This window comes from Tsukamurella serpentis (assembly GCF_054780975.1).
The window spans coordinates 40,180-66,040 of sequence record NZ_BAAGVH010000009.1; the positions used below are offsets into that span (position 1 = coordinate 40,180).

A 25,861-nucleotide genomic window follows, 5' to 3' on the forward strand; every position below is an offset into this window, starting at 1 on the left:
GCAACCTGGTAACTGACAACGATGTCACGAGAGAAGGAACTCGGAATGCGCAGCGCCCAGGTCGTGGTGATCGGATCGGGATTCGGCGGACTCGCCGCCGCGAGACGGCTCGCGCAGTCCGGCGTCGAGACCATCGTCGTCTCGGCGAACGGCACGCACCTGTTCCAGCCCCTGCTCTACCAGGTCGCCACCGGCATCACCGACGGTGCGAGGATCGCACCACCGATCGCACAGGTGCTGCGCGACCGGAACACCGTCGAAGCGGTGACCGGCTACGTCACCGCGGTGGACACGCAGAACAAGGTGGTCACTTGTGCCACCGACGACGGCATCGAGCAGATCGGTTACACGCAACTGATCGTCGCCGCCGGTGCCACCCAGGCGTACTTCGGTCACGACGAGTGGGCCGACCGCATCTTCGCGCTGAAGACCCTCGACGACGCGCGCGACCTGCGCGAGCGGATGCGAGTGGCGTTCTCGGCGCCCGCAGAGAGCGATGAGCGCACGTTCGTGGTGGTCGGTGCCGGTGCCACCGGCGTCGAGGTGGCTGGACAGATCGCCGAGCTCGCCCGGCGGTTCCACCGCGGTGCGCCGGTGCGCATCCATCTGGTCGAAGGTGCCGACGACGTTTTGCCCCACTACGGCGGCAGGCTGTCCGGCTACACCCGCGGGGCCTTGGAGAAGGCGGGCGTCACTGTGCACACCGGAACCTTCGTGACCGCGATCGATGACCGTTCGGTCACGGTGACCAGCGCCGCCGCGGGGGAGCAGCGGATCGCGGCAGGCACCGTCGTCTGGTCGGCCGGGGTGCAGGCGCCCCCGCTCGCCGGGGTGATCGCCGAGGCCACCGGATGCGAGACCGACCGCGCGGGCCGGCTGCTGATCAACCGCGATCTGACGGTCGGGGGCCGGGCCGACGTCTTCGCCATCGGCGATATGACCAGCCTGGGCGGGCTTCCCGGGCAGAGCCCGGTGGCCGTGCAACAGGGCCGTCATGCGGCGGACGTGATCCGCGGCGTCACCGCGCCCGGCACGCATTTCCGTTACCTGGACAAGGGCAGCATGGCCATGATCGACACCCCGCACGCGGTGATGCACCCGCCGCTCGGACTTCCGGTGATGACGGGGCTGATCGCCTGGGCCGGTTGGCTGGCCGTGCACCTGTACTACCTGGTGGGGGTGGGCAACCGGGCCGCGGTTCTGGTGGACTGGCTGCGCGCCTTCGTCGGTACCGCCCGCCCGGGCTTCGACCGGTCCGATCCCAGCCGCACCGGTGCGCCGGTCACCTCCGGTACGGACCCCGCGCAGGCGCCGCCGGAGCTACCCGACCTTGGCGTTACCGGCGCGCCAGACGTCCCACGGGACGTTCCAGTCGCCTAGCCCATCGGTTCCTTCGAGCACCGGGCCGGTGGTGTCGGTCACCTTCACCACGTCACCGCGCTTGGTGTTGCGCAGGAACCACAGGGCGTTGTCCGGGCTGACGTTGAGGCAGCCGTGGCTGACGTTGCTCACTCCCTGCTGGTTGATCGACCAGGGGGCGCTGTGCACGTAGATGCCGCTGTAGGACATCTGGGTGGCGTAGTCGACAAGGGTGCGGTAGCCGTTCGCCGAGTTCACCGGGACGCCGTAGGTCGACGAGTCCATGATCATCTGCTCGTTGTGGTCACCGAGGAAGTAGATGCCGCGCGGGGTGGCGTTGTTCGGCTCGCCCATCGAGGTGGGCATCGTCCGCTCGAGCTTGCCGTTGCGGGTGACCCGGATGATCTTGTCCTTGTCCGAGACGGTGGCGATGATCTCGTCGCCGATGGTGAACTTGGTGGAGAGATCCTTCTGGCCGAACAGGCCGTTGCCCAGGTCGACACCGTAGATCTTGACGTCCACGCTGACCTTGGTGCCGGGCTTGAAGTAACTCTCCGGGCGCCAGCGCACCTCGGACGGGCTGATCCAGTAGAACGCGCCCTCCACCGGGGGATCGGTGACCACCTTGATCGCGCGCTGCGCGGTCATCCGGTCGGTGATCCGCTCGTCGAACTTCACGCCCACGGTCTGTCCGACACCCACCACCGCGTCGTTGGAGGTGGTGAAGTAGGCCTGGGTGAGGTTCGCGGGGGATTCGGTGCTGAACGTCTCGTCGGCCACGTTGACGCCGCCGATGCCGTCCGCCTCGGCCCGCAGCTTGTACTGCTTGCTGTAGCCCAGCGGCTCGGAGTTCGACCACGAGCGGCCGTCCGGGCTCATCTTGCCCGCAACCTCCTTGCCCTCGGGGTTGGTCATCACCACGCGGGTGAGGGTGCCGCCGGAGACGGAGACCTTGACCGGGACGCCGGGCTGGACATTGACCGCGCCGTTCTTGACGCTGGAGGTGATCTGCGGCCGGAGCAGATCGAAGAACGGGGTGGAGTCGGTGATCTTCTGGCTGGTGTCCGGCAGGGGGAGCGCGTCGTTCGCGGACGAGGTGCAGCCGGCCACCAGTGCCATCGTGGTGGCCGCGGAGATCACCGCGGTCAGGGCGCGACGGGACAACGTGGGGCGGATGCGCATAGTCAGCTCCAGAAGGTTCGACGGCGGCGGACACGACCGATGTGCGCCCGACTCTACCGGGGGTGTCCGACAGAGGACGAAACGGTGTGGCCTGCTCGATCGGGGAGCGGGACGGGCTGAGGAGGGGCGGGATCAGGCCCGGGATACGGGCGATCCCCGGCACCGGTGGTGCAGGGGATCGGTTGGTTGTGCGCCATCAGGGACTCGAACCCCGAACCCGCTGACAACTGCCTTTCGCTGGTTAGGGTAGCCGCATGAGTATCTGGGTAGGGGTTGCGCTGGCACCGTTCGGATTTGCGGCGGGCTGGCTTGCTGGCGTGGTCGCAATCGCGGCGGGTCGCACCCGCTTTATGCGGCGGGCGTGGGCGCTGTACTACCGACCGTTCGCCGCCGCCGAGCGTCGCTTACGTCGTGGGTAATGTGATTGCGCTCACTACCGATACGGTGGGCGGGATGCGATGGAATGAGGCGATCACCGAGTTCGGTTCGTACCTGCGCGGGGCTTCCGGGGCCGGATTATCGCAAAAAGTTTGCGACTCCAATCGTATATTCATGCAGGAGCAGTGCATACTATCGATCAATGAGTGCAATGACCAGCGCAAGCGCACACACCACGACAGCGAACACGCCCAGCATGTAGAGCGGGATCATGCGTCGATCACAATGCGCGCGATAGTGGTCGGGTCATACGTCGCAAGGTAGGTGCCGTGACGGTAGTAGATATACACAGGCTCACCAGCATCTTGTGTCACCTTTACTACGTTCACATGCTCACGCGTGACGCCAGTGTGCAGATCAACAGTCACTCTCACTGGTCCGCACCCGCTGCCGTCACGGACACCACAACGGCCAGCGGCCACGACTGCTGCCGTAGCCCATTGTCGTAATCCACGACTAGCCCGTCATTGGTCAGATGCAGGGCGGTCACGCCGGGAATTGTGTGTTCGCCGCGCACTTTCGCGGGTCCGTAGGTCTTCACTTTCACTGTGATCTTCACTTGTTTCCCCATCTGTTGTGTGCTGCCTGTTTGGTCAGGCCCATCGGTCGGCCTATTTCGGTCCAGCTGTATCCGGCTGCGCGGAGTCCGTGCACGCCGGTTTCTATGGCGTGGGCGATTTCGATGTGCAGCTCTAGTAGTTCTGCGAGTGCTTCGGGGTCGGATTCGGCGACCCGTTTTCCGTGCGCGCGCACGATGCGCTTGACAAACGCTTGGAACTCTGAGTGGGCAGAGCGTCCACGTTTGGTTGACGATGGATTCACGTTCACCACCGCCTGGCAGGTGTGGGCCGGACGACGCGGTTCAATGCGTGTACGGGGCGGGCACCCTTGGAGCTGTTGCAGTGCGAGCAGGCCGGGGTCAGATTCCATAGCTCATCGGGTCCGCCACGCTTGCGGGCGATGATGTGATCGGCCGTCGTCGCCACGCGCGTGCATCCGGGCAGCCGGAGCGTGCACAGTGTGCCCTTGGCGGCTAGGCACTGCGCTGTGAGCCGCTGCGCTGCCCTGCCGCCCCACTGCCTCACCGGACCAGCTCCACGGCGCGAGCGGGCGGTGTGCCGTCCGCGATGAGAGCTACCAGCGCCGCACGGGATAGCTCCGCGTCCGTGTCCTCACGGAACTCGGCGGTGGTGCGGCGGCACTCGACGGCGGCTCGGATGACGCCGGTTGCCTTGTCGGCGCGAGCTGAGAGTGCGCATTGCGCGAGGACCGGGCATCGGAGGCACAGCTCACGGGCGAACCGGGGAATCCGGGGATGCTGGTCCAAGTCCCAGTAGTCAGGGTTGGTGCCGATGCACGCGGCGCGCTCGGTCCACGCGGCCGGTGCCAGCCGTGGCGCGTTCATCGGCGCGTGACCGGCTGGACGACGATCCAGCCCAGCGCTCGGAGCTGTTCGACCATCTGGGCAGCTTGCATCGTGCGCGGCTGGTCAGGGTCGAGTGTGTCGAGTGAGTCGGCGACTGCTTGGAGTCGCTTCGCTTGGTAGGTGGTGAGTTCCAGAGTCATCGTTTGGTGCCTTTCGTTGTGTTCGTTCGCCTACGTGGCGGACAGAGGGCTGGAATTGACCGGCTAGAGGGAGGGAGGGAGCAGAGGGAGAGGTAACCCCGGTAACGCAAATGGCTTGAGCGTTGCTCAGGGCTGCCATAGGATCGGCCGTCGGTCGGTCGGTCGCGTCGGTCGAATAGCAACGGGCTACGGGTATTACTCGCGTGCCCACGGGCCGGGATGTTCCACATGTCCAGCTACGGCTGTCACGCCGTCCCGCGCCGGGCCGTCCTTCTAGGTATCGCGGTGGGAGCAGTGGATCGGTCATGCCCGTTTCTGGGCATGAGTGCACTTCCCGCTCTGACCGGGGACGACCACGACGACAAGGCGTGTCACCCGTAAACCCCACGGGCGCAGAGGGATAGTGCGCGCCCCTCGCGGGAATCGAACCCGCCTGCGTGACCATCAGGGGCTACCTAGCTATTCGGTGTCCGCGCGGAACTCATCCAGGCTGGACTGCTCCGGCTGGTCGGCGGGGATCGCGGACGGCACCAGCGCGCCCTGCTTGACCAGCCCGGCCATGACGCGCTCTGTGATCGCCTCCGCCTTCTTGCTGGTGGCTGCGAGCGGCGGCTCATCGAACATCAGGCGCGCCTTGATTTCACGCTTGACGTCCGAGTAGGTCGGTGCATGTGTGTCGGTCATTCGGTTTCTCCTAGCGGGTTGTCGAACAGGGTGGGATCGGGCGGCGTTTCGGCGCCCGCCTGCTGCTTGGGCGCCTTTCGGCAGTCCAGGCACACAAGGTCATTGGGGATATAGCCGCGCGGGTGGAACATGCGGCCGCACCGCTTGCATTCGGGTTTCGCCGCGAGGATCGACGCGCGCCGTTCCTCCGGGGAGTGATACCGCTCGGAGGCCCAGCGGGGACGCTGCGCAGGCTGAGTGGCCGGGCCGGGCGCCCGTTTGCGGGCGGGCCACGGGCCACGAATGAGATCGCCCATGTGGGCGGGTCGGCACCAGTAGCCGACCGGCACCATGACGACGCCGAAGAACACGAGAGCTTGCAGAGCTGGACTCATGGCGTGCCCGCTTTCATCGCGGACCACTCTGGGGAGCAGGCGATGAGCGTGTCTCGGAACGTCACACGCGGCGTGCGGGCGTAGTAGTCGCACTCATCACCAGCGTGGCCCATCGCGGTCGCTTCCAGCTCTGAGAGCTGCGTGCCGCGCATCGCCCAGTAGGCGCCGGTCACGAACCGAACCCACGGGTTACGCATTCGCACGCTCCGCGTAGGCATCCACGTCGGCCGGATCGAACAAGTACGCGCCGAGCGGGCCGGGGAGCTTGGTCGCTGGCAGACGGCCGTCTACCGCCATTCGCTTAACCGTTGCGCGGCTCTTGCCGAGCCGCCGCATGGCGTACTGGATGCCAACCTGGTCGGCGGGGCGCACCTGTGTCATGCCAGCCAGCATGGCGCACATGAGCCAATCCCGCAAGTAACCGATTACATCGGTGTGGTTTACCCACGCTTGCAGTAGTGAGCCAATCGGCCTAATATGCAGCTTATGACTACTTCACTGAATACCGGGGTCATCCCGCCGGAACCGGTGGGAGCACGACTCGCGCGCGCACGCAACTACGCCGGACACGAGCAGGGTGTGTTCGCTGAACTGCTGGGAACCTCACGCCGGACCGTGAGCCGGATGGAATCGGGCGCCAAGGCGCCGACCCGGCCCGAGATGGTGGCATGGGCATTCGCCACCGGGGTCGATCTGCATTGGCTGGAAACGGGCGAAGCCCCGTCACCTGGTGGTGGTGACGGGGCCTCGGAGTGCGCCATCAGGGACTCGAACCCCGAACCCGCTGATTAAGAGTCAGCTGCTCTGCCAATTGAGCTAATGGCGCGCGCTCGCTCGCTGCGTGCTGAAGTACTCTAGCAAGCGGAAGTCGGAAACATGAAATCGGCTGCTCAGGGTGGATATCGACGCGATCGCGCCGGGCGCGGGCCGCTCGGCTATGGCCCCCGAAGCGGGGTGCGTGCTTAGCTGTGCGCATGGACGCATCCGGAACCCTCGCCCAGAACGGCGCCGTCGAAGTCCTCAGAGCTCCCGCCCACCAGGTCTCGCCGACGGCGAAGCGGTGGTGGGCGGTACGCGCGGCCATCGGTTGGCTGGTAGTGCTGCCGGTGATCGCCGGCGCCTTGATCCTGATTCCGGCGGTGCCGTGGCTGGTCGTGGTTCCGGTGTTGCTCGCGCTGCTGATCGCGGCCGCCGCACACCTGTACGTCATGCCGCGCTTCCGGTTCGCCTTCCATCGCTGGGAGATCAATCCGGTGGCGGTCTACTCCCAGGCCGGATGGCTGACCCGCACCCGGGTGCTGATCCCGGTCTCGCGAGTACAGGTGATCGACACCGTCGCCGGACCGCTGGAGCGCGCCTTCGGCCTGGCGACGGTGACGGTGACGACGGCATCGTCGGCCGGTACCGTGCGGATCTCCGGCCTGCCGGAACAGACCGCGGAGTCCATCGCGGCAGGCCTGACCGTCAGCGCTTCGGAGAACACCGATGACGCGACCTGATCAGCAGCAGCCCTGGAACCGACTCTCCCCGTGGGGGATCGGAACCAGAGTGGTGAAGGCGATTCCCTCGCTGATTCCCGCCCTGATCGGTGTCTTCTTCGTCGGCCGGAGCGTCGGACCGGTGTTCTTCATCGTCGGCGGTGTGGCGATCAGCGTCATGGTGGGCATGCTGCCGTGGCTGACCACGCGGTGGCGGGTCACCGAGGATCAGCTGGAGTTGCGGCACGGGCTGCTTCGCCGGGTGTCTGCCACCGCTCGCCGCGACCGGATCCGCAGTGTCGATGTCACGGCCGGGCCGATCGAGCGGGTGCTCCGGTTGCGGAAGGTCTCGGTCGGGACCGGCGTCGGTGGTGAGCAGTCCGCGCTGGTCCTCGACCCCATACCGGTCGCCATCGCGGACCGGTTGAGCCGGGATCTATTGCGGCGCACGCCGGTACCGACGAATGCGGCGGCGATCGATGGTGAGGGGGCAGTCGAGAACGCGCAGGATGCAGACGGTGCCCGGGCATCCGGGGAACCCGCCGAGCAGGAGCTGGCCCGGTTCACGCCGCGCTGGCTGCGTTTCGCGCCGTTCTCACTCACCGGGTTCGCGTTGGTGGCCGCCGGAGCGGGAATCGGTTTCCGGATCCTCGACGAGACCGGCCTGGACGACCGTGGTTACGAGGTCGCCCAATCGTGGTTCCGTGGCCTGGTCGAGCTCGGTCCGATTGTGTTGATCCCACTGGTGATCGTGCTCGTCCTGGTGCTGTCGGTGCTGGTATCGGTGCTGACCTACCTGCTCGCCTTCTGGGGCTTTCGCCTGGTCCGCCGCTCCGACGGTGCGCTGCACACCACTCGCGGGCTGATCTCCACCGTGGCGGCCACGATTGAACGCAAGCGGGTGCGCGGGATCTCTTTGCACGAACCGGTTCTCATGCGGATCCCGGGCGGCGCGAAACTCAAGGCCGTGGCCACCGGCACCGACCGCAACCCCACGCTGTTGCCGCCGGCTCCGCGGGCCGATGCGGTCCGAGTGGCCGACGAGATACTCGGCCGGCCCGGCGCCACCGAGTCGGAGTTGATTCCGCACGGGTCGAAGGCGCTGCGCCGCAGGTACACCCGATCGTTCCTCGGGATGGCGCTGCTGGCGCTGCCGTTCGCGGTGGCGACACTCGCTCTGCTCGTCGTGGATGCCGACGACCCCAGCGCCGACGTTCCCATCGCGGCCTGGGTCGTCCCCGCTGTGATCGCGATCGTCGTACTGGGCTCGGCGTTCCCCCTGGCCCGGGTGCGGTACGCGCACCTGGGTTCGGTCACCGGCGAGGGTATCGTCGTACTCGGTGCCGGCACGCTCGCGCGCTCGCGGACCGTCCTGGAGACCGATGGCGTGATAGGATTCGTCACCTCCGAGTCGCTGTTCCAGCGCCGTGCCGGGGTACTCACGCTGCACCTGGCGACCGCTGCCGGATCGTCGAGCGCGGTGGATGTGACCGCCCAGCGCGCCACGCGGACCGCGCTCGTCATCGACGAGCGAACGGTGCGTGGCTTCCTCGCCTAATCGGTCGCGAGGCGGGCGTTACCCGCGGCCCGCAGGACTGCGCTCAGCGCGTAGTACTGGGTCGACTTCTCGGTGACCTTGCCGGAATCGGTGTCCGTCAGGGTCACGGAGTCGGTGATGATGCCGAGTGCGGCGTTGTCGGTGCTGCGGACCAACGGCCCGCCGCTGTCGCCCTGGGTGGTCTGGATGTCCGAGACCACCCAGTCGTTGACCACCTTGGTGACCTTGCCGCAGCGCCGGCCGTTCACCGAGCCGATCTGGCAGACCGGATCACCGACGCGCGCCGTTCCCACCGATCGGGGGGTCAATCCCGGCGCCGACGCCAGCAGTTTGACCTGCGGATCGGTGAGCCGGAAAGTGGCCCAGTCCGGGCTGTACGGATCGATGGGGGAGAACTGGCCGGGCCGCTTCGGGTCCGGTTGGAGCTTCGGGGCGTTCGACTGCACGACTTCGCCCACGATCCACTTCTTCACCCCCACCGGTTGCGCGGGAGATCCGCAGTGTCCGGCGGTCACGCCCAGTCGTTCACCGTTCGGTGCGGTGACCGCGAACCCCATCGTGCAGTGCAGGGACTCGAACCGGCCGTCGCCCAGGGAGCGCTGCAGGATGTCGATCCGGTCGCCGGGCGCCACCGAGGTGGGAGCGGGCGTGCGGGTCGGAATCGAGGGGCCGGACGGTGCCGGAGCAGGGGCGGGTGCCGGAGCAGGGGCGGGTGCGGCGCCGGCCGAAGCCGGAATCAGGACTGCCGCGGTTACCGCTGCGGTGACCACTCCGATCGTCCCCCGTCGCAGTGCGGCACCGATGCCTGGTCCGTCGGCCAAAGTGGAACCCTCCTAGGGTCTCGGTCGTGACTTGTCGCGGCTGCAAAAGTGCCCCCGAAAACCGTCGCCGAGCCTACCATTCTCGATGCTGACTTCGAGTGAGATTAGTGTGCTGAAGTGACATTTCGTTCGTCGCATCCGTTCAGCGCGAACAACGAGTTCCGGTTCTTGGACCTGAGGGAGACACCCGTGTCTGACCAGACCTTCATGACGGTGGCAGTGACCCTGTACTTCGCCGCCATGTTGTACATCGGTTGGAGTGCGTTCCGCCGCACCCGTGACAACCTGGATGATTACATGCTGGCCGGACGCGGCCTCAAACCCTGGGTGGCGGCGCTCAGCGCCGGCGCCTCGGACATGTCCGGGTGGCTGCTGATGGGCCTTCCGGGCGCCGTCTACGCGAAGGGGCTGGTCGCGTCCTGGATCGCGATCGGACTGACCGTCGGCGCCTGGCTGAATTGGAAGCTGGTCGCGCCGCGCCTGCGCTCGTACACCGAGGTGGCGGGCAACTCGATCACCATTCCCAGCTTCCTCGAGCACCGTCTCGGTGACCGCTCGCGGGCGCTGCGCATCGTGTGCGGGTTGATCATCCTGGTGTTCTTCACCTTCTACGTCTCCAGCGGCATGGTGGCCGCCGGAAAGTTCTTCGACAGCACCTTCGGTGTCGAGTACATCCACGGCATGCTGATCGTCGGTGCGATCACGATGATCTACACCCTGTTCGGCGGCTTCCTCGGCGCCACTCTCACCGATGTCGCGCAAGGGCTGATGATGCTCGCGGCGCTGGTCGCGGTACCGATCGTGGCGCTGATCGAGGTCGGTGGACCGGCCGCCACCGTCGACACCGTCGACTCGGTGAACCCGAACTTCTTCAGCCTGTTCGCCGGCGGCACCGCGCTGGGGATCATCTCCGCTGCGGCGTGGGGCCTGGGCTACTTCGGCCAGCCGCACATCATCGTCCGGTTCATGGCATTGCGGTCACCGCAGGAAGCGGGTACGGCCCGGCGCTTCGGTATCAGTTGGATGGTCGCGGCAGCGCTCGGCGCGATCTTCACCGCCTTCATCGGCATCGCCTACTTCGCACTGCACCCGGATAAGGCCCCGAAGGATCCGGAGACGGTGTTCCTCGTGCTCGCGCAGATCCTGTTCCACCCGTTCGTGGCGGGCCTGGTACTCGCGGCCGTGCTCGCCGCCATCATGTCGACGGTGTCGTCGCAGCTGGTGGTCTGCTCATCGGCGCTGGTGGAGGACCTGTTCAAGATCTTCGCCGAGAAGACCGGCCGCGGCGCCCGGATCTCCGACCGGTCGTACGTCACGCTCGGCCGGCTCGGGGTGCTCATCGTCGCGGTGGTCGCCGTGCTGCTGGCGATCGACCCGTCCGACAGCATCCTCGAACTGGTCGGATTCGCCTGGGCAGGCTTCGGATCGTCGTTCGGGCCGATCGTGCTGCTGGCGCTGTTCTGGCGCCGGCTCACCGCCCCCGGCGCCCTCGCGGGGCTCATCGTCGGCGCGGTCGTCGCCTTCGTCTGGGGGCAGTGGCCGCCCTTCGAGCTGTACGAGATCGTGCCCGGTTTCCTGGCCAACCTCGTGGTCGCGGTCGGCGTCAGCCTGGCGACCTACCGGCCCGACAGTGCCATCGACGCCGACTTCGACGACGCCGTCCGGCTCGCTGGGAAGTAGCCGAGGTAGTTCACGCAGCGGTCTCGCACAGCGACTGCACCATCGCCTCCCAAGCCAGGTGGACGTCGCTGCCGACCCGCCCGAACTGGGTGAGCACCGCTGAACAGGCCCCGCCGGCGTCGTACAGTTCGATCGCGGAGACGGCGCCCGCGGGTCCGGTCGAGCGCACCACGGCGCAACCGTCCACCCGTGCCAGGTCGATGTCCACCGCCGCGTCGGCGAAACCGGTGAGCAGGCGCTGGCCCTCGCGCAGTGCTGCGTGGATCTCGCCGCGGCAGACCTGGGCGACCCCCTCCGAGACGACGGCGAGATCGGTCGGCAGACCGCTGTCACAGAGATGGTCGAAGATGCGGGGAACCCACGCGGTGGTGATCTGACGGTACCTTTGCGGGCCCGCCGAGCAGAGCGCCCGCAGTCGTTCGCGTCCACCGTTGAGGATCGGGTCGATCTGTGCTGCGGCGTCCGCGGTGCCCGGAGACGGGGTGGGCGGGGTCGCGCCGAACAGCATCGCGCGATGCGGGTCGGACGGTGCCAGGTGGCCGAGCGCGCGCACGATCATCCGGTCCGGATCGGCGGTCACGAATGCGCGGTGCACGGCGGCACCGCGTCGGTCGGTGAGTCCGACCATGCTGGCGTCGGCGGGCCCACCAGGGGTGTCGTCGTCGGTGACGGCGCCCACCACCCGTTCCGGCACGATCCGCAGTGCGATGCGGCCGGCGTGCACGGAGAACTCCTCGCCGCAGCTGGTCGGGCGGTCGTAGCGACCCTCGTGCGCGAGCGTGGCGACCATGGACTCGGTCACCGCCACAGCCGTGTCGAGCAGGGGTAATGCACTCGCGACCTCGGTCGCCGAGGCACCGTCGATCGGGACGCAGCCGCGTGAGCGCTGCAGCGGGCACCTGCCCCGGTCGCGGCCGCATCCGGGACAGGGCCGGGGGCGCATCAGTAGACGTCCCGCACGTAGCGCTTGTCCCGCTTGAGCGCCGCGATGTACTCGTCGGCGTCGTCGGCGCCGCGGCCGCGCTGTGCGGCGACCACGTCCCGCAGTGCTTGGTCCACGTCCTTGGCCATGCGCACGGCGTCGCCGCACACGTAGAAGTGCCCGCCGTCCTCCAACCACGCGTACAGCTCCCGCGCCGCTTCGAGCATCCGGGTCTGCACGTAGATCTTGTCCGCCTGGTCCCGCGAGAAGGCGAGGTCGAGGCGATGCAGCACACCGGCCTCGGTGAAGCCGGCCAGTTCATCGGCGTAGATGAAATCGGTGTCGCGGTGTTGGTCGCCGAAGAACAGCCAATTGCGGCCGCCCGCCGACGACGCGGCGCGTTCGTGCAGGAACGCTCGGAACGGGGCGATGCCGGTACCGGGGCCGACCATGATCACCGGCCGGTCGGGGTCGGAGGGCACCCGGAAGGCCGCGTTGGGTTGCAGCGAGATCCCCACCGCGTCCGTGGTGCCGCAGCGGTCGGCGAGGAAGGTCGAACACACGCCCTGGTGTTCGCGCCCGGTGTCCGCGCCGTGCCGCACCGACGCCACCGTCAGGTGGATGCGGTCGGGGCTGGTCAACGGGCTCGACGAGATCGAGTACGCCCGCGGTTGCAGGGGACGGAGCAGGTCGGGGAGCTCTGCGGGTTCGATGCGGGCGTCGTCGCACCCGTGCAGCAGGTCCAGGACGTCGCGCCCCCACAGCCATGCGTCGAGGGTCTCTCGCTCGCCGCGCGCCAGGACCGCGGCGAGTTCGGACTCGGGGGAGCGCTCAGCGAGCGTCTTGAGCAGGTCCTTCGACGGTGTGGAGATCTCCCAGTCGGTGGTCATGCGGGCCGCGAGCGGGGCACCGTCGACATCGGTGTCCGCAGCGGCACCGAGAGCCGCGAGCAGGGCATCGACCAGTGCGGGTGCGTTGCGCGGCATCACGTTCAGGGCATCGCCCGCCGCGTACTCGATGCCGCTGTCGGCGAGAGCGAACTCGAAGTGCCGGATCTCCTTGGCGCTCCCGGTGCCGGACAGCAGGCGGTTCTCCACCAGCCGGGAGGGGAACGGGTTCTTCTTGTTCCATCGAGACCGGGGCTTCGACGGTGCCGTCGGCGCGGGGGCCACGGGAACGGCGACGGAGTCGCCGGGATCCAGGTGCGCCGCCATCGCGCGCAGCCGTCCGACCACCTCCTGCAGCCACGCCGTGGCGGGCTCCTCGAAGTCCACATCGCAGTCCGCTCGGGGTGCGAGGCGGGTCGCGCCGAGTTGTTCGAACCGGGTGTCGAGGATCTGTCCCGCCCGGCAGAATCCCTCGTAGCCGCTGTCGCCGAGTGCGAGTACGGAGAAGTGGAGGTGCTCGAGCCGCGGTGCGGTGTCGGACGACAGTGCCTCCCAGAACAACTCGGCGTTGTCGGGCATCTCACCCTCACCGTAGGTGGAGGTGACCACCAGCAGGTGCGAGGCATCGGCCAGCCGGGCGGGGTCGGTGTCGTCGAGGGCGGCGAGCTCGGCACCCAGTCCGCCCTCGCGCAGCATTCCCACCAACCGCTCCGCGAGTTCCTCGCTGTTGCCGGTCTGCGTACCGTAGAGCACCGTCGCGTGCAGCGTCGCGGCGGTCTCGGCCTGGGCCTGGCCGGCCTGCGACGCGGCGAGACCGGCCAGGAATCCCGATAACCACGCCCGCTGGTCGCCGGTGAAGACGTCGATGAGCGCGGACGAATCGGCTTCGGGGAGGGCATAGCCGGGAGCGCTCATGCCAGGGTCTCCTTCGCGAATCGAACCAGGTCGGGCATCGCTCCTTCGACCAGCATGGCGTTCACCGCTGCCCCGTCCAGGGCTGCGGCGTTACGTGCGCGGTGGTGCAGGATCCAGCCGTACGTGCCGGGCGCGTCCATGCTCAGCACGTTCCGTTCCTCGAGTGAGGTGGTGTAGTCGGCGAGTCGCTTCGTGGCGATGAGTGCGGCCAGTTCCGCGTCCTGGAAGGTGTCCAGTCTGGCTCGCAGGTACTTGGTCAGTCGCTGTCGGACGGCGAAGTCCTCGGTGAGTACCAGATTCCGGGCGCGTGCGGACACCCGCGGATCGTCGTGTCCCGTCGCACCCGGTACGCGCTCGGCGGCGACCTCTTGCGCCAGCGACAGCACCGTGAACGACGAGAGCAGGGAGAAGGCGTGCGCGGAGCGGGTGTCGCCGAACCGCGGTGCGGTGCCACCGCCGACCGGGGTTCCCGCTCGCAGTGAGCGTTTGAACTCGCGGAGGCGATCCGCGGCAACGGATCCCGCCAGTTCGTCGAGCAGATCCTTGCGGCCGTGTGCCGCCCAGATGTGGTCGGCGTCCTGGTAGCGCAGGAGGGCCAGGGGGGTGCCCACCGCGATGCTCTCGCGGGTCTCCGCCCAATCGGCGAGCAGCCGTGCGGCCAGCGGCGATCCGGTCGCCTCGGCGTGCCAGCCGAGCATGATGCGCACCGCGGACTCGTGGAAGGCTGGTGTCCGTGGGTCGACCAGGGCCTCGACGTGCAATGAGGTGCTGGCGGCGCCCGCGGCCCGTCGCGCAGGGTCGTACTGGTAGACGAACCCGCCGCTCATGCCGTTGCCCAGGCCCTTGCCGAATCCGCCGAGGTTCAGGACTGCGCCCCCGGTCATGTACTCGCAGCAGTAGTCGCCGACCCCCTCGACCACGGCGGTGGCGCCGGAGTTGCGCACCGCGAAGCGGTCACCGGCCTCGCCCTGCACGAAGGTCCTCCCGCCCGTGGCGCCGAACAGGGCGAAGTTGCCGATCAGCACGTTGGCGCCGGCGGCGTCCCCACCACCGCCGGGGGAGCGGACCACGATGCGGCCGCCGCACTGGCTCTTGCCGACCCCGTCGTTGGCGGTCCCGGTGTGCCGCAGGTCCATACCGTCGGTGCAGAACACCCCGTAGGACTGTCCGGCGCTGCCGTGCGTGTGTACCCGCACGGCCCCGTCGGCGAGGAAGCGGCGACCGCGCTCGTCGGTGAGCACCGCAGGGTGATCCTCGGGTGCAGTGGTGCCCGCGAAGGCCCCGCGCTGGTCGGCGTCGGGGTGGTTGAGCACACGTTCGAGATCGATCGCGAGCTGGCCGCCCACCGACTTGTTCGGGTTCGTCAGTGCCACGTCGTCGACGGCGATCGACTCGGTGCCCGCACCGAACAGGCGCTCGCGGACCTCGTGCAGCAGGTGGTCGTCCACCGAGTAGTCCTTCTCCAGGTACACCGGATCGTCGATGGTCCGCGGCGGCGGTGCGTGCAGCATCGCGCGGACATCGAGATGCCCCACTGCCGCGGGATGTTCCAGCAGTTGGAGTAGATCGGTGCGCCCGCGCGCCTCCCGCAGCGACCGGAGTCCGAGGCGGGCGAGCAGAGTACGCACGTCGTGTGCGATGTTGAGCAGGTATTGCGCAAGCGCGCGCGGATCCCCGTCGAAGACCTCAGGATTCGTGGTGAGTCCGGCCGGGCACTTGAGGTTGCAGTTCTTGGCCATCACGCACTTGAGCATCATCAGTGCCGTGGTACCGAACTCGAACGAATCGCCCCCGAGTAGGGCGGACACCACTACGTCGCCGCCGGTCTGGTGCGCGCCGGAGCAGCGCAGGGTCACCTTGTCGCGCAGACCGTTCGCCACCAGAGCCTGGTGCACCTCGGCCACGCCGATCTCAGCGGATCGTCCGGCGTACTTGAGGCTGGTGACGGCGGCTGCGCCGGTGCCGCCGGTGTTGCCGGCCACGTTGATCAGGTCCGCGCCGGCCTTCGCGACGCCGACCGCGATCGTCCCGATGCCCTCGGAGGAGACCAGCTTGACGATCACTCGGACTCGGGCGGCCTTGCAATCGTGGATGAGCTGCGCCAGGTCCTCGATCGAGTAGGTGTCGTGGTGCGGTGGGGGAGAGATCAGTTCGATACCGGGTGTGCCACCCCGGGCCGCCGCGATGTCGACGGTGACCTTCGGCCCCGGCAACTGTCCGCCCTCGCCGGGCTTGGCGCCCTGGCCGATCTTGATCTCCAGTTCCTCGAGCATCGGGTCCGCCAGGTATCCCGACCAGATGCCGAACCGCCCCGAGGCGAACTGCTTGATCCGGGAGCCACGGATGGTGCCGTACCGCGTGCGGTGCTCGCCGCCCTCGCCGCAGTTGGACATGCCACCGACCATGTTGGTGCCGTGCGCCACGGCCTCGTGGGCGGTGGCGACGAGCGCGCCGTGGCTCATCGCGCCGGACGCCAGGGTGCGCGTGATCTCGTGCGCGGGCTGCACCTCGTCCAGCGGTAGCGACCGGGGAGCGGCGCACAGCATCGACAGGTATTCGCGGGCCCGTCCGGTGGCCGCGATCAGGACGGCGGTGCCGGCATGCGTCTGCACCGTCACCTCACCGGCGAACATCTCGTGGAGGAACGCGGTGAACCCGGCGTAGGCCGTCGCGGTCTCGTGTTCCGGGGTGTCTGTTAGGCACACCCGGAACCGACCGTCCGGGTCGGTTTCCACGGTCAGGCCCCGCGTCGGCAGGCTCGCATTGCCCTCCAGGGAGAACCGGGCGAGCTCGCGGTGGAACTCCTGTGCCGTGGTGAGCATCGTGACGTCCGCGGGCAGTGCGAGCACGTCGCGCAACGCCGAGGGACGGCTCTCCCGTTCGGCCAGGGTGGCGGCGAGGAACTCCCGGTAGCCGTCCGTGATCTCGAAGCCGTCGATCTGACGCGGCAGCAGTGCTTTGAAGCCGCTGTTGCGGTAGGCGTCGTCGTCCAGTCCGAAGGCGTCCCCGAGGCGCGAGAGGGTCAAAAGGCGCAGCGACGTGGACCCGATGCCGTCCGGGCCGGTCAGGGCGAGTGGTTCCTCGGCCATCCGGGTGAAGCCGCGGACTGCGTTGATGCCGTACGAGTGTCCGGCGCCGTCGGAGCGTTCCTTGAACAGGCCCAGCAGCGGCACGTCACGTTCTTCGGCCACGGCGGCCGCACGCTCGTGCCAGTCGGAGTTCGCCTCTGCGATCCGGGTGAACCCGACGCCGCCGACCGGAGCGTCCAGGTGCGGGAAGTACCGGGCCAGCACCGGATCCCGCGTATCGAGGTAGTTGGGCTCGAAGAACTGGCCGCCGATGTACGACTCGGCGGTGCACAGACCCACCCGGCCCATCGTCTTGGCGAGTGACTTCTCCGCCGCTGCGCGGAACCGGTCGAACGCGCGGTCGGTGTCGGTGGTCTCGGTGGCGGGCGCCGCGTCCGCTGGAAACCGCTCCTCCGCCCGCAGCCGTGCGGACAGCGAGTACACCGCCGAAGCGCCGAAGCCCAATGCTGCGGCGATGTGGTGCGATGACGGCAATTGACCGCTCTCGGCGAGCAGCGAGAGCCGGAGCCGCAGACCGGTTTCGGTGAGCCGGACGTCGACGGCGGCGAGCGCCAGCAGCAGGGGCAGTGGTGCCAGTTCGGTGGAGATACCACGGTCGGAGAGGACGGCGATGCCGCCACCGTCGCGGGCGAAGGCCTCCACCTCAGCGGTGAGCCGTTCGACCGCGGTGAGAACGGAATCGGCGTTCGCCGCCGCGTCATCCGGGTGGGGCCGGTACAACAGGTCGAACTGGCGGATCGGAGTCACCTGCTGGTGGCGGAGTCTGACCATGTCGAGATGGCTGAGGATCGGTGATTCGACGACGATCTGCGGAGCGGCGTGGCCGTGCTCCGCGTTGCCCAGAGCCACCCGCATGCTCATCGCCTCGGCCTCGCGGATCGAGTCCAGCGGAGGGTTCGTCACCTGGGCGAAGCGCTGGGAGAAGTACTTGGCCATGCCTCCCTCGTGGTCCGACAGGGCATTGATCGCGTTACCGTAACCCATGGCGGAGATCCGCTCGGCGCCGTCGGTCAGCATCGGGTCGAGCAGGAACCGGAAGCTCTCCTGGTTGAGTGAATAGGCGACGTACCGGCCGTGGAGACTGAGATCGCCCGGGTATCCGAGGGTGGCCGTGTCCCGCTGGATGGGGGGCGGCGCGAGCTCGGTGAGATTCACCCGGGCGGCGTCGAGCAGTGAGGCGTAGTCTCGGCGCGCCGCCAGGAGGTCGAGCGCCTCGCGGGTGCGGCGGACCCGGCCGTCGCCGGCCCGGTGGTCCACGTAGAGCATGCCGCCGGCCTCGATGCGTCCACGGTGGATCACCGAGTCCGCGGGGAACGGGACCTGTCCGGCCTCCGAGGCGACGACGACGTAGTCCGAGGTCTCGACGCTGCGCAAGGGCCGCAGCCCCAGACGGTCCAGGCGCGCTCCGACCACGTCACCGTCGGAGAAGATCAGCGCAGCGGGTCCGTCGTTCTTCTCCTCGCTGAGGGAGAAGTACTCGAGCATGTCCCGGACCGGCGGCGGTACTGTGCCGTCGTTCTCCCAGGCCGGAGGCATCAGTGAGACGACCGCTTCGACCAGGCTCAGGCCGTCGTCGATCACCCTGCTCTGCAACGACTGGTCGAGGCGGCTCGAATCCGACTGCCCTGGCGGGCGGACGATGGTCCGATCCTTGGCGCGGGCGACTGCGTCGTCGGCGAGACGGTTCTTGCGATCGGTGTTGAGCTCGCCGTTGTGCGCCATCAACCGGAACGGTTGGGCCATGGACGGGTGCGGCTCGGTGTTCGTGGAGAATCGGGTGTGGAAGTACAAGGTGCACACCGACTGTCGTGGGTCAGTGAGATCGGTGAAGTACCGGATGACCTCATCGGCGTTGAGGCGTCCCTTGAGGGTTTGGGTGCGTGTGCTCAAAGACAGCGGGTACAGGCCCGCGAGCTCAGGTGTGCCGTAGGCGAGTTGCTCGATGGTGAGCAGGGCGGCGTTGGCCGCGCGGTCCACGTCGACCCTCGGCAGGCCCGCCGGTGGTGTGAACACCCACTGGGTGATGGGGAGTTGGTGCCCGAGTGCGGCGGGACGGATCGCGCCGGGGTCGACCGGGACGTCGCGCTCGGCGATCACCTGGAAACCGTGGTCGGTGAGGGCCGTGCGGACGATTGCGCGGGCGGTCGGCCCTTGGGCCGGGTCGGAGGGCAGGAACAAGTTGGCGACCCCGAACCGACCGCGTTCGAGCGGCAGTCCGGTGATCGCGCGGAAGAACTCCACGGACAGGTCGACATTGACCCCGGCGCCGTCGCCCACGCCCTCCGCGGACATGCCCCCGCGGTGCGGGATGGCGCACAGCGCGTGTTCGCCGTAGGCGATCACGTCGTGATGCTGTGTGCCGTCCTTGCGGGTGATGAAGCCGACGCCGCAGGCGCTCGACTCCCGGGTGGGGTCGTACAGACCGGTACGTGGTTCGCTCAACTGATCACTCTCACCCGGGACGCGTGCCTGAAGTGAGAATGGTAAGGCTAACCTTATGGATGCGCCATGTGGGTTCGGTCACGGTGAGGAATCCGATTGCCGCCCGATCGCCGGTCTTCTCGCCCGTGCCCCCTGAGAAACGAGAAAGGCCGGTCGGTCAGCATTCCGCTGATCGACCGGCCTTCACCGCTTGGGGTGGATGACGGGACTCGAACCCGCGACAGCCAGAATCACAATCTGGTGCTCTACCAACTGAACTACACCCACCAGGTGCCTGGGATCGCCAGGCTCGAAGAACTCTACCCGACGCTGCCAGGTGGAAGCCAATCGGTTACCGCACCGCACCGTCGCCGCGTCTGAACTGGGACGTCACGCCGGGCCGAGTGCTGCGACGGACGCCGAGATCTCCTCCGTCGACGGTCCCGGTGTGGGGACGAACGCGGTACTGCGGTAGTACTTCAGCTCTCGGATCGACTCACGGATGTCTGCGAGCGCGCGGTGGGCGAGCCCCTTGTCGGGCTGACCGAAGTAGATCCGCGGGTACCACCGGCGACACAGTTCCTTGATCGAACTCACGTCGACCATCCGGTAGTGGAGGAAGGCGTCCAACTCGGGCATCTCCTGGGCGATGAACCGGCGGTCGGTGGCGATCGAGTTGCCCGCGAGCGGCACTGCACCGGCGTCGATGTGTTCGCGGAGGTAGGCGAGAACCGCGTCCTCGGCCTCGCGCACGGTCACCGTCGACGCCCGAACCTCATCCGTCAGGCCCGAGCGGGCGTGCATCTCCTGCACTACCGGCGGCATGCCGTCGAGGGCGGCATCGTCGACGTGGATCACCAGGTCCACACCGTCACCGAGGATGTTCAGGTCGCCGTCGGTCACCAGAGCGGCGATCTCGATCAGCCGGTCGGAGCCAAGATCCAGACCGGTCATCTCACAATCGACCCATACCAGTTTGTCGTCCACGCGGTTCAGCGTATCCAAGCTAGTGTTTGCAGCGTGACTGACAACGCGAACTCACCGGCGCAGACGATCGCAGCCGGCTACGAATTCTCGGGACCCGCGCTGGAGCTGGGCACCGTCGTGGTGGACGGTGCCGTCGATCCCGCGGCCAAGGTCCGGATCCCGCTGGCCATGATGAACCGCCACGGTCTTGTCGCCGGCGCGACCGGAACCGGTAAGACGAAGACACTGCAGCTCATCGTCGAGCAACTCTCGGCCAACGGTGTGCCGGTCGTGCTCGCCGACATCAAGGGTGACCTCGCCGGACTGTCCAAGCCCGGTGAGGCCAACGACAAGACCACGGCCCGCGCCGCCGACACCGGTGACGATTGGAAACCCTCGGCCGTCCCGACGGAGTTCGTCTCGCTCGGCACCACGGGGGTGGGCGTGCCGGTACGTGCGACCGTCTCGGCCTTCGGCCCGATCCTGCTGGCCAAGGTCCTCGGACTGAACGCCACCCAGGAGTCTGTGCTCGGGCTGATCTTCCACTGGGCCGATCAGAATCAGCTCGAACTGCTGGACCTGAAGGATCTGCGTTCGGTGATCGCGTACCTCACCTCCGCCGAGGGGAAGGCGGACCTGGAAGGCATCGGCGGCGTCAGCAAGCAGACCGCGGGCGTGATCCTGCGCAACCTCGCCAACCTCGAGGCAGAAGGCGGCGACACCTTCTTCGGTGAGCCCGAGATCGACATGGCCGACCTCCTGCGCACCGCCGGCGGCCAGGGCATCGTGACGGTCTTCGAACTGGGTGATCAGGCGGCACGGCCCGCGTTGTTCTCCACCTTCCTGATGTGGGTACTGGCGGATCTGTTCGAGTACCTGCCGGAGGCCGGCGACCTGGACAAGCCGAAGCTGGTGTTCATCTTCGATGAGGCGCACCTGCTGTTCGCCGACGCCACCAAGGCGTTCAAGGATCAGGTCGAGCAGACGGTGAAGCTGATCCGTTCGAAGGGTGTCGGTGTCTTCTTCTGCTCACAGTTGCCCACCGACATCCCTAACCCGGTGCTCAGCCAGCTCGGCGCCCGCGTGCAACACGCCCTGCGCGCCTTCACCCCGGAGGATCAGGCGGCGCTGAGTAAGACGGTGAAGACCTACCCCACCTCACCGACCTACAAGCTCGATGAGGCCCTGACCAGCCTCGGCATCGGTGAGGCGATCGTGACCGTGCTCTCGGAGAAGGGTGCGCCGACCCCGGTGGCGTGGACCCGGCTGCGGGCGCCCCGGTCGCTGATGGCCGCGATCGGCGACGACGCGGTCCGCTCGGCAGCCCAGGCCTCGCCGCTGTGGGCGAAGTACTCGCAGACCGTGGACAACGTCTCGGCCTTCGAGAAGCTCGCACAGAACGCCCAGCAGGCGCAGCAGGACAACGCGCCCGCCGAGCAGGCGCCCCCGCCTCCGCCCGCTCCGCAGCAGCAGGAGGCTGAATCATCCTGGGTCTCCGATGTCATGGGCAATCCGGCGGTGAAGTCGTTCCTGCGCTCGGCCGCCTCCAGCGCCGGGCGGGAGATCACGCGCAGCATCTTCGGGACCAAGCGTCGCCGCTGACCCCGGCGACCGGAAAACTCCGGTCACTGACCCACGGATACCGCGGGTCAGTGACCGGAGTCTTGGTCAGTTGCCCGCGAGCTTCTTGTACATCTGGCCCACGATCGGCGCGATGATCCTGCGCGGGCTGTAGTTGCCGGCCACGGACATGCCCTTCGAGAGCAGTCCGGGGACCACCCGCATCTGGTTCTTCTCCAGCGCGTCCAGCGAGACTCGGGCGGTGTACTCGGTGTTCACCCAGAGGAACTCGGGAACGACCTTCTCCACCGTGGAGCGATCCGCTGGATCGGGGAGCTCGGTGCGCACTGGTCCGGGGGCCAGCAGCGTCACATGCACGCCGAGTGGCTTGACCTCACCGCGCAGTGACTCCGAGAAGGTGTTCGCGAAGGCCTTCGACGCCGCGTAGGTGGCATTGTTCGGGATCGGCATGTTGCCCGCCGCGGACCCGGTGGTGAGGATGCCGCCGTTACCGCGCTTGACCATCTGCGGCAGAACCGCGAGCGTCAGATCGTGCACCGCATTCGCGTTCAGCTCCAGTTGCGCGCGCTCGTACGCAGCATCCAGGTCGATGATCTTGCCGAACGTCGCGGTGCCTGCGTTGTTGCACAGGATCGAGATCTCCCGGCCGGCGAGCTCCTTGCACAGCTCGCCCCGCGCCACCGGATCGGACAGGTCGACCCCGCGGACCTCGGCCTCGACCCCGAACCGGCTGCGCAGGGCGGCGGCCAGCTCCTCCATCGGACCGGTGCTGCGCGCCACCAGGATCACCGAGTGACCCCGGCGGGCGAGTTCGGTGGCCAGGGCGACGCCGATACCGGAGGAGCCGCCGGTGACGACGGCGCGGGCGGACGAACTGGGTGCGGGAACAGGCATGAGTCCAGATCGTAACCGAGCCGGTCGCCGAGGCGGCTCCACCGGGGAGCTACAGTGCCGCGGCCACCTCGGTGCCCTGTCGGATGGCCCGCTTGGCGTCCAGTTCGGCCGCGAGCGCGGCGCCGCCGATCACGTGCACCTTCACACCGCGTTCGGCGAGCGCGGCGTCCAGTTCGCGCACCGACTCCTGGCCCGTGCACAGGATCACCGTCTCCACATCGAGCACCCGGCCGTCCTTGCGCTCCTCGCCGAAGGTGATGTGCAGGCCGGCGTCGTCGACCTTCTCGTAGTTCACCCCGCGCAGCTGCTCGACCCCCTTCATCTTCACTGCCGCACGGTGGACCCAGCCGGTGGTCTTGCCCAGACCGATGCCCTGCGGGGTGCTCTTGCGCTGCAGCATGTACACCTTGGATCGGGCCGAGGGTGAGGGGTTCGGCTTGGTCACGAATCCGGGCACGTCGCCCTGACGGGTCACGCCCCACTCGGCGTTCCACTCATCCAGGTGCAGCGTCGGTGACTTGTCCGTGGTGACGAACTCGGCCACGTCGAAGCCGATGCCGCCGGCGCCCATGATCGCGACGGTGTCGCCGATGTCCTTGGCCCCGCTGATCGCCTCGGCGTAGGTGATGACCTTCGGGTGATCGACACCGGGGAACGACGGGACACGCGGCACCACACCTGTCGCGAGAACGACCTCGTCGAACTTGCCGGCCAGATCGTCGACACCGGCCCGGGTGTTCAGGTGCACGGTGACCTGGTTCCGGTCGAGCATGGTGGTGAAGTACCGGATGGTCTCGTTGAACTCCTCCTTGCCGGGGATCTTCGCGGCGTAGCCGAACTGGCCGCCGATCCGGTCTCCGGCTTCGAAGAGCTCCACCTTGTGTCCGCGTTCGGCGGCGCTGACCGCGGCGGAAAGACCGGCGGGGCCGGCGCCGACCACGGCGACCCGCTTCGCGGCGCGGGTCGGGGCGAGCACCAGATCCGTCTCCCGTCCGGCCCGTGGGTTCACCAGGCAGGAGACCTTCTTGTGCACGAAGGCGTGATCCAGGCATGCCTGGTTGCAACCGATGCAGGTGTTGATCTCGTCGGCTCGCTCGCCGGCGGCCTTGTTCACCCACTCCGGATCGGCCAGCAGCGGCCGGGCGATCTGCACCAGCTGGGCGTCGCCCCGCTCGAGAATGTCCTCGGCGGTCTCGGGCATGTTGATCCGGTTCGCGGCGCACACCGGGATGTTCACCGCGCGGGTGACATCGGCGGTGAACGCGGCGAAGGCGGCACGGGGGACCGAGGTCACGATCGTGGGCACGCGGGCCTCGTGCCACCCGATGTCGGTGTTGAGGATGTCGACGCCGGCGGCTTCGAGTTTGTGTGCGAGCGAGATGATCTCGTCCCGGGTCTGGCCCTCGTCGACGAAATCAGCCATCGAGAGCCGGAAGACGACGATGAAGTCCTTGCCGCAGCGCTTGCGGATCTCCTTGACGATCTCGACCGGGAACCGCTGACGGTTCTCCGCCGAGCCGCCCCAGCGGTCGGTGCGCTTGTTGGTGCGCGCGGCGAGGAACTGGTTGATCAGGTAGCCCTCGCCGCCCATCACCTCCACGCCGTCGTAGCCGGCCTTCTGCGCGGTGCGCGCGGCGTTGCCGAAGTCCCGGATGGTCTTGCGCACCTCGAGATCGTGCATCGCGCGCGGTTTGAACGGATTGATCGGCGCCTTGATCGAGCTCGCGGAGGCGCTGAGCGGGTGGTACGCGTAGCGGCCGGCGTGCAGCAGCTGCATCGCGATCTTGCCGCCCTCGGCGTGCACGGCGTCGGTGACCTTCTTGTGCAGGATCGCGTCGATCGGACTGGACATCTTCGCGCCCGCGGGAAGCAGCCAGCCGGTGATGTTGGGGGAGTAGCCGCCGGTGATGATCAGGCCCACACCGCCCTTGGCGCGGGCGGCGAAATAGGCGGCGAGCTTGCCCATGTCCCAGGGCAGGTCTTCGAGTCCGGTGTGCATGGAGCCCATCACGACGCGGTTCTTGAGCGTGGTGTGCCCGAGGTCGAGGGGTTCGAGCAGGTGGGGGTACTTCGCTGACATGGCTGATCCTTCGTCGGCTGGTTCAGTGCTGGGCTGTTGTGGGCTGTGCTGGTGTGGAATGGACTTCGGACGGTGTGGGCAGTGCCAGTGCGCTCAGGACCTCGTCGAGCCAATCGACGGCGGCCTGTTCGGAGAGCACCCCGCCGCGGAGCACCAGGTACTGCTGCAGAGCGGTCCCGGTCAGGGCGGTGGGTGCGGGGTAATCGCGATTCTCCAGGCTGCGGAAAAGCTCGGCGCGTTCGGTGTGCAGAGCCCGGATGCGCCGGATCTCGTCGGTCAGGTGGGGTAGGTCCGACGGTGCCGCGCCGCGGATCTTGGTGGCCAGTTCACGGCGGTCGGACAGGTCCTTGCCCGGGGTGCGGATCCATTCGGAGAGGGTTTTTCGGCCGGTGTCGGTGATCGAGTACACCTTCTTGTCGGGCTTGCCGTCCTGCGCCTGTTCGACGAACGTGACGAGCCCGCTCTCGGTCATCCGTGCAAGTGTCTTGTAGATCTGCTGGTGGGAGGCCCGCCACCAGTGTCCGATCGAACGGTCGAAGCGCCGGGTGAGCTGATACCCGGAGCCGGAGCGCTCGCTCAGCGAGACGAGCAGTGCGTGTTCGAGGGCCACGGATGCGACGCTACCGCCACCCACCGGGCTATGCAACTGATTGCAGTGCGTGGTGATGCAGAGGTCGGACGACCGCGTACTTCCCGATAGGATGACCAGCGCGTCACTGCCTCCGTAGCTCAGTTGGATAGAGCAAGAGCCTTCTAATCTCTAGGTCGCAGGTTCGATTCCTGCCGGGGGCGCACATCCCGTCGATCGCAGGCCGGTCGCTCGCGGCGTTACCCCAGGTATTCCGTTACGTAAACGAACGATGAACTGCCCGCGTGTACGCGTGTCGTGTCGCGCGAAACGCGCAGAAGTGCGACTAATAAGCACAAGATCGCGCTGTGAGCCGGGTCACGTCCATGCTTCTCGTG

The 25,861-nt window shown here is 67.8% G+C and carries 22 protein-coding genes and 3 tRNA genes; 7 read left to right on the forward strand and 18 right to left on the reverse strand.

Annotated features, from left to right (window positions below; genetic code table 11):
* Positions 1–45: 45 nt before the first annotated feature.
* The gene (locus ACYVHG_RS15120; RefSeq protein WP_461168302.1) at positions 46–1,380 is read left to right on the forward strand and encodes an NAD(P)/FAD-dependent oxidoreductase; all 1,335 of its coding nucleotides are present in this window, start codon (positions 46–48) and stop codon (positions 1,378–1,380) included.
* Here ACYVHG_RS15120 and ACYVHG_RS15125 read toward each other — a convergent pair.
* The 8 genes from ACYVHG_RS15125 to ACYVHG_RS15160 form a co-directional block, all read right to left on the reverse strand.
* Positions 1,321–2,541 carry a L,D-transpeptidase gene (locus ACYVHG_RS15125; protein ID WP_461168303.1) on the reverse strand — a complete coding sequence of 407 codons (1,221 nt, stop codon included), beginning with the start codon at positions 2,539–2,541 and terminating at the stop codon, positions 1,321–1,323. The two genes, ACYVHG_RS15120 and ACYVHG_RS15125, sit on opposite strands and share 60 nt — an antisense overlap.
* Positions 2,542–3,349: 808 nt before the next feature.
* Positions 3,350–3,538 carry a hypothetical protein gene (locus ACYVHG_RS15130; protein ID WP_461168304.1) on the reverse strand — a complete coding sequence of 63 codons (189 nt, stop codon included), beginning with the start codon at positions 3,536–3,538 and terminating at the stop codon, positions 3,350–3,352.
* Between the two features lie 265 nt (positions 3,539–3,803).
* Positions 3,804–4,064: an HNH endonuclease gene (locus tag ACYVHG_RS15135; protein ID WP_461168305.1), complete on the reverse strand. Its 261-nt coding sequence runs from the start codon at positions 4,062–4,064 to the stop codon at positions 3,804–3,806.
* Positions 4,061–4,384, reverse strand: a complete 324-nt coding sequence (locus tag ACYVHG_RS15140; RefSeq protein ID WP_461168306.1) for a WhiB family transcriptional regulator — start codon at positions 4,382–4,384, stop codon at positions 4,061–4,063. Before ACYVHG_RS15140 ends, ACYVHG_RS15135 begins: the two co-directional genes overlap by 4 nt.
* Positions 4,381–4,545: a hypothetical protein gene (locus tag ACYVHG_RS15145; protein WP_461168307.1), complete on the reverse strand. Its 165-nt coding sequence runs from the start codon at positions 4,543–4,545 to the stop codon at positions 4,381–4,383. The genes ACYVHG_RS15140 and ACYVHG_RS15145 overlap by 4 nt, the downstream gene beginning before the upstream one ends.
* Before the next feature lie 459 nt (positions 4,546–5,004).
* Positions 5,005–5,229: a hypothetical protein gene (locus ACYVHG_RS15150; RefSeq protein WP_461168308.1), complete on the reverse strand. Its 225-nt coding sequence runs from the start codon at positions 5,227–5,229 to the stop codon at positions 5,005–5,007.
* Positions 5,226–5,603 carry a hypothetical protein gene (locus tag ACYVHG_RS15155; RefSeq protein WP_461168309.1) on the reverse strand — a complete coding sequence of 126 codons (378 nt, stop codon included), beginning with the start codon at positions 5,601–5,603 and terminating at the stop codon, positions 5,226–5,228. Before ACYVHG_RS15155 ends, ACYVHG_RS15150 begins: the two co-directional genes overlap by 4 nt.
* Before the next feature lie 189 nt (positions 5,604–5,792).
* Entirely contained in the window at positions 5,793–5,984 is a 192-nt protein-coding gene (locus tag ACYVHG_RS15160) for a helix-turn-helix domain-containing protein (RefSeq protein ID WP_461168310.1), read from the reverse strand.
* A 105-nt stretch (positions 5,985–6,089) separates the two neighbouring features.
* On the opposite strand from ACYVHG_RS15160, the gene ACYVHG_RS15165 reads away from it, so the two are divergent.
* On the forward strand, positions 6,090–6,395 hold the full coding sequence (locus ACYVHG_RS15165; protein WP_461168419.1) for a helix-turn-helix domain-containing protein: 306 nt from the start codon (positions 6,090–6,092) through the stop codon (positions 6,393–6,395).
* Here ACYVHG_RS15165 and ACYVHG_RS15170 read toward each other — a convergent pair.
* Positions 6,357–6,429 (reverse strand) — tRNA-Lys (locus ACYVHG_RS15170). The genes ACYVHG_RS15165 and ACYVHG_RS15170 overlap by 39 nt on opposite strands.
* 148 nt (positions 6,430–6,577) lie before the next feature.
* On the opposite strand from ACYVHG_RS15170, the gene ACYVHG_RS15175 reads away from it, so the two are divergent.
* Both ACYVHG_RS15175 and ACYVHG_RS15180 read left to right on the forward strand, forming a co-directional pair.
* The gene (locus tag ACYVHG_RS15175; protein WP_461168311.1) at positions 6,578–7,102 is read left to right on the forward strand and encodes a PH domain-containing protein; all 525 of its coding nucleotides are present in this window, start codon (positions 6,578–6,580) and stop codon (positions 7,100–7,102) included.
* Positions 7,089–8,639, forward strand: coding sequence for a PH domain-containing protein (locus ACYVHG_RS15180; RefSeq protein WP_461168312.1), 1,551 nt, complete (start codon positions 7,089–7,091; stop codon positions 8,637–8,639). The genes ACYVHG_RS15175 and ACYVHG_RS15180 overlap by 14 nt, the downstream gene beginning before the upstream one ends.
* Here ACYVHG_RS15180 and ACYVHG_RS15185 read toward each other — a convergent pair.
* On the reverse strand, positions 8,636–9,460 hold the full coding sequence (locus tag ACYVHG_RS15185; protein ID WP_461168313.1) for a trypsin-like peptidase domain-containing protein: 825 nt from the start codon (positions 9,458–9,460) through the stop codon (positions 8,636–8,638). The two genes, ACYVHG_RS15180 and ACYVHG_RS15185, sit on opposite strands and share 4 nt — an antisense overlap.
* A gap of 189 nt (positions 9,461–9,649) precedes the next feature.
* On the opposite strand from ACYVHG_RS15185, the gene putP reads away from it, so the two are divergent.
* The gene (putP, locus tag ACYVHG_RS15190; RefSeq protein WP_461168314.1) at positions 9,650–11,140 is read left to right on the forward strand and encodes a sodium/proline symporter PutP; all 1,491 of its coding nucleotides are present in this window, start codon (positions 9,650–9,652) and stop codon (positions 11,138–11,140) included.
* A 10-nt stretch (positions 11,141–11,150) separates the two neighbouring features.
* On the opposite strand, the gene ACYVHG_RS15195 is transcribed toward putP, so the two are convergent.
* The 5 genes from ACYVHG_RS15195 to orn all read right to left on the reverse strand — a co-directional run bounded on the left by ACYVHG_RS15195 (position 11,151) and on the right by orn (position 20,361).
* Entirely contained in the window at positions 11,151–11,942 is a 792-nt protein-coding gene (locus tag ACYVHG_RS15195; protein ID WP_461168315.1) for a hypothetical protein, read from the reverse strand.
* Positions 11,943–12,082: 140 nt separating this feature from the next.
* The gene (locus tag ACYVHG_RS15200) at positions 12,083–13,864 is read right to left on the reverse strand and encodes a sulfite reductase subunit alpha (RefSeq protein ID WP_461168316.1); all 1,782 of its coding nucleotides are present in this window, start codon (positions 13,862–13,864) and stop codon (positions 12,083–12,085) included.
* A complete protein-coding gene (locus ACYVHG_RS15205; RefSeq protein ID WP_461168317.1) occupies positions 13,861–19,395 on the reverse strand; it encodes a glutamate synthase-related protein in 5,535 nt (1,844 codons plus the stop codon). Before ACYVHG_RS15205 ends, ACYVHG_RS15200 begins: the two co-directional genes overlap by 4 nt.
* A 191-nt stretch (positions 19,396–19,586) precedes the next feature.
* Positions 19,587–19,662 (reverse strand) — tRNA-His (locus ACYVHG_RS15210).
* 102 nt (positions 19,663–19,764) lie between these two features.
* Entirely contained in the window at positions 19,765–20,361 is a 597-nt protein-coding gene (orn, locus tag ACYVHG_RS15215) for an oligoribonuclease (protein WP_461168318.1), read from the reverse strand.
* 33 nt (positions 20,362–20,394) lie between these two features.
* Between orn and ACYVHG_RS15220 the strand changes: the two genes are divergently transcribed.
* Positions 20,395–21,942 (forward strand): helicase HerA-like domain-containing protein, encoded by a 1,548-nt coding sequence (locus ACYVHG_RS15220; protein WP_461168319.1) that lies wholly within the window; start codon positions 20,395–20,397, stop codon positions 21,940–21,942.
* Positions 21,943–22,008: 66 nt separating this feature from the next.
* Here the strand turns inward: ACYVHG_RS15220 and cmrA are convergent, their stop codons facing one another.
* From cmrA to ACYVHG_RS15235, 3 genes are read right to left on the reverse strand one after another with little or no spacing between them, the layout of a single operon-like run.
* On the reverse strand, positions 22,009–22,815 hold the full coding sequence (cmrA, locus tag ACYVHG_RS15225) for a mycolate reductase (protein ID WP_461168320.1): 807 nt from the start codon (positions 22,813–22,815) through the stop codon (positions 22,009–22,011).
* Positions 22,816–22,864: 49 nt separating this feature from the next.
* Positions 22,865–24,895: an FAD-dependent oxidoreductase gene (locus ACYVHG_RS15230; RefSeq protein WP_461168321.1), complete on the reverse strand. Its 2,031-nt coding sequence runs from the start codon at positions 24,893–24,895 to the stop codon at positions 22,865–22,867.
* Between the two features lie 22 nt (positions 24,896–24,917).
* Complete coding sequence (locus ACYVHG_RS15235; protein WP_461168322.1) at positions 24,918–25,505, reverse strand: PadR family transcriptional regulator; 588 nt, start codon at positions 25,503–25,505, stop codon at positions 24,918–24,920.
* Between the two features lie 108 nt (positions 25,506–25,613).
* On the opposite strand from ACYVHG_RS15235, the gene ACYVHG_RS15240 reads away from it, so the two are divergent.
* A tRNA-Arg gene (locus ACYVHG_RS15240) sits at positions 25,614–25,687 on the forward strand.
* The last annotated feature ends 174 nt before the right edge of the window (positions 25,688–25,861 follow it).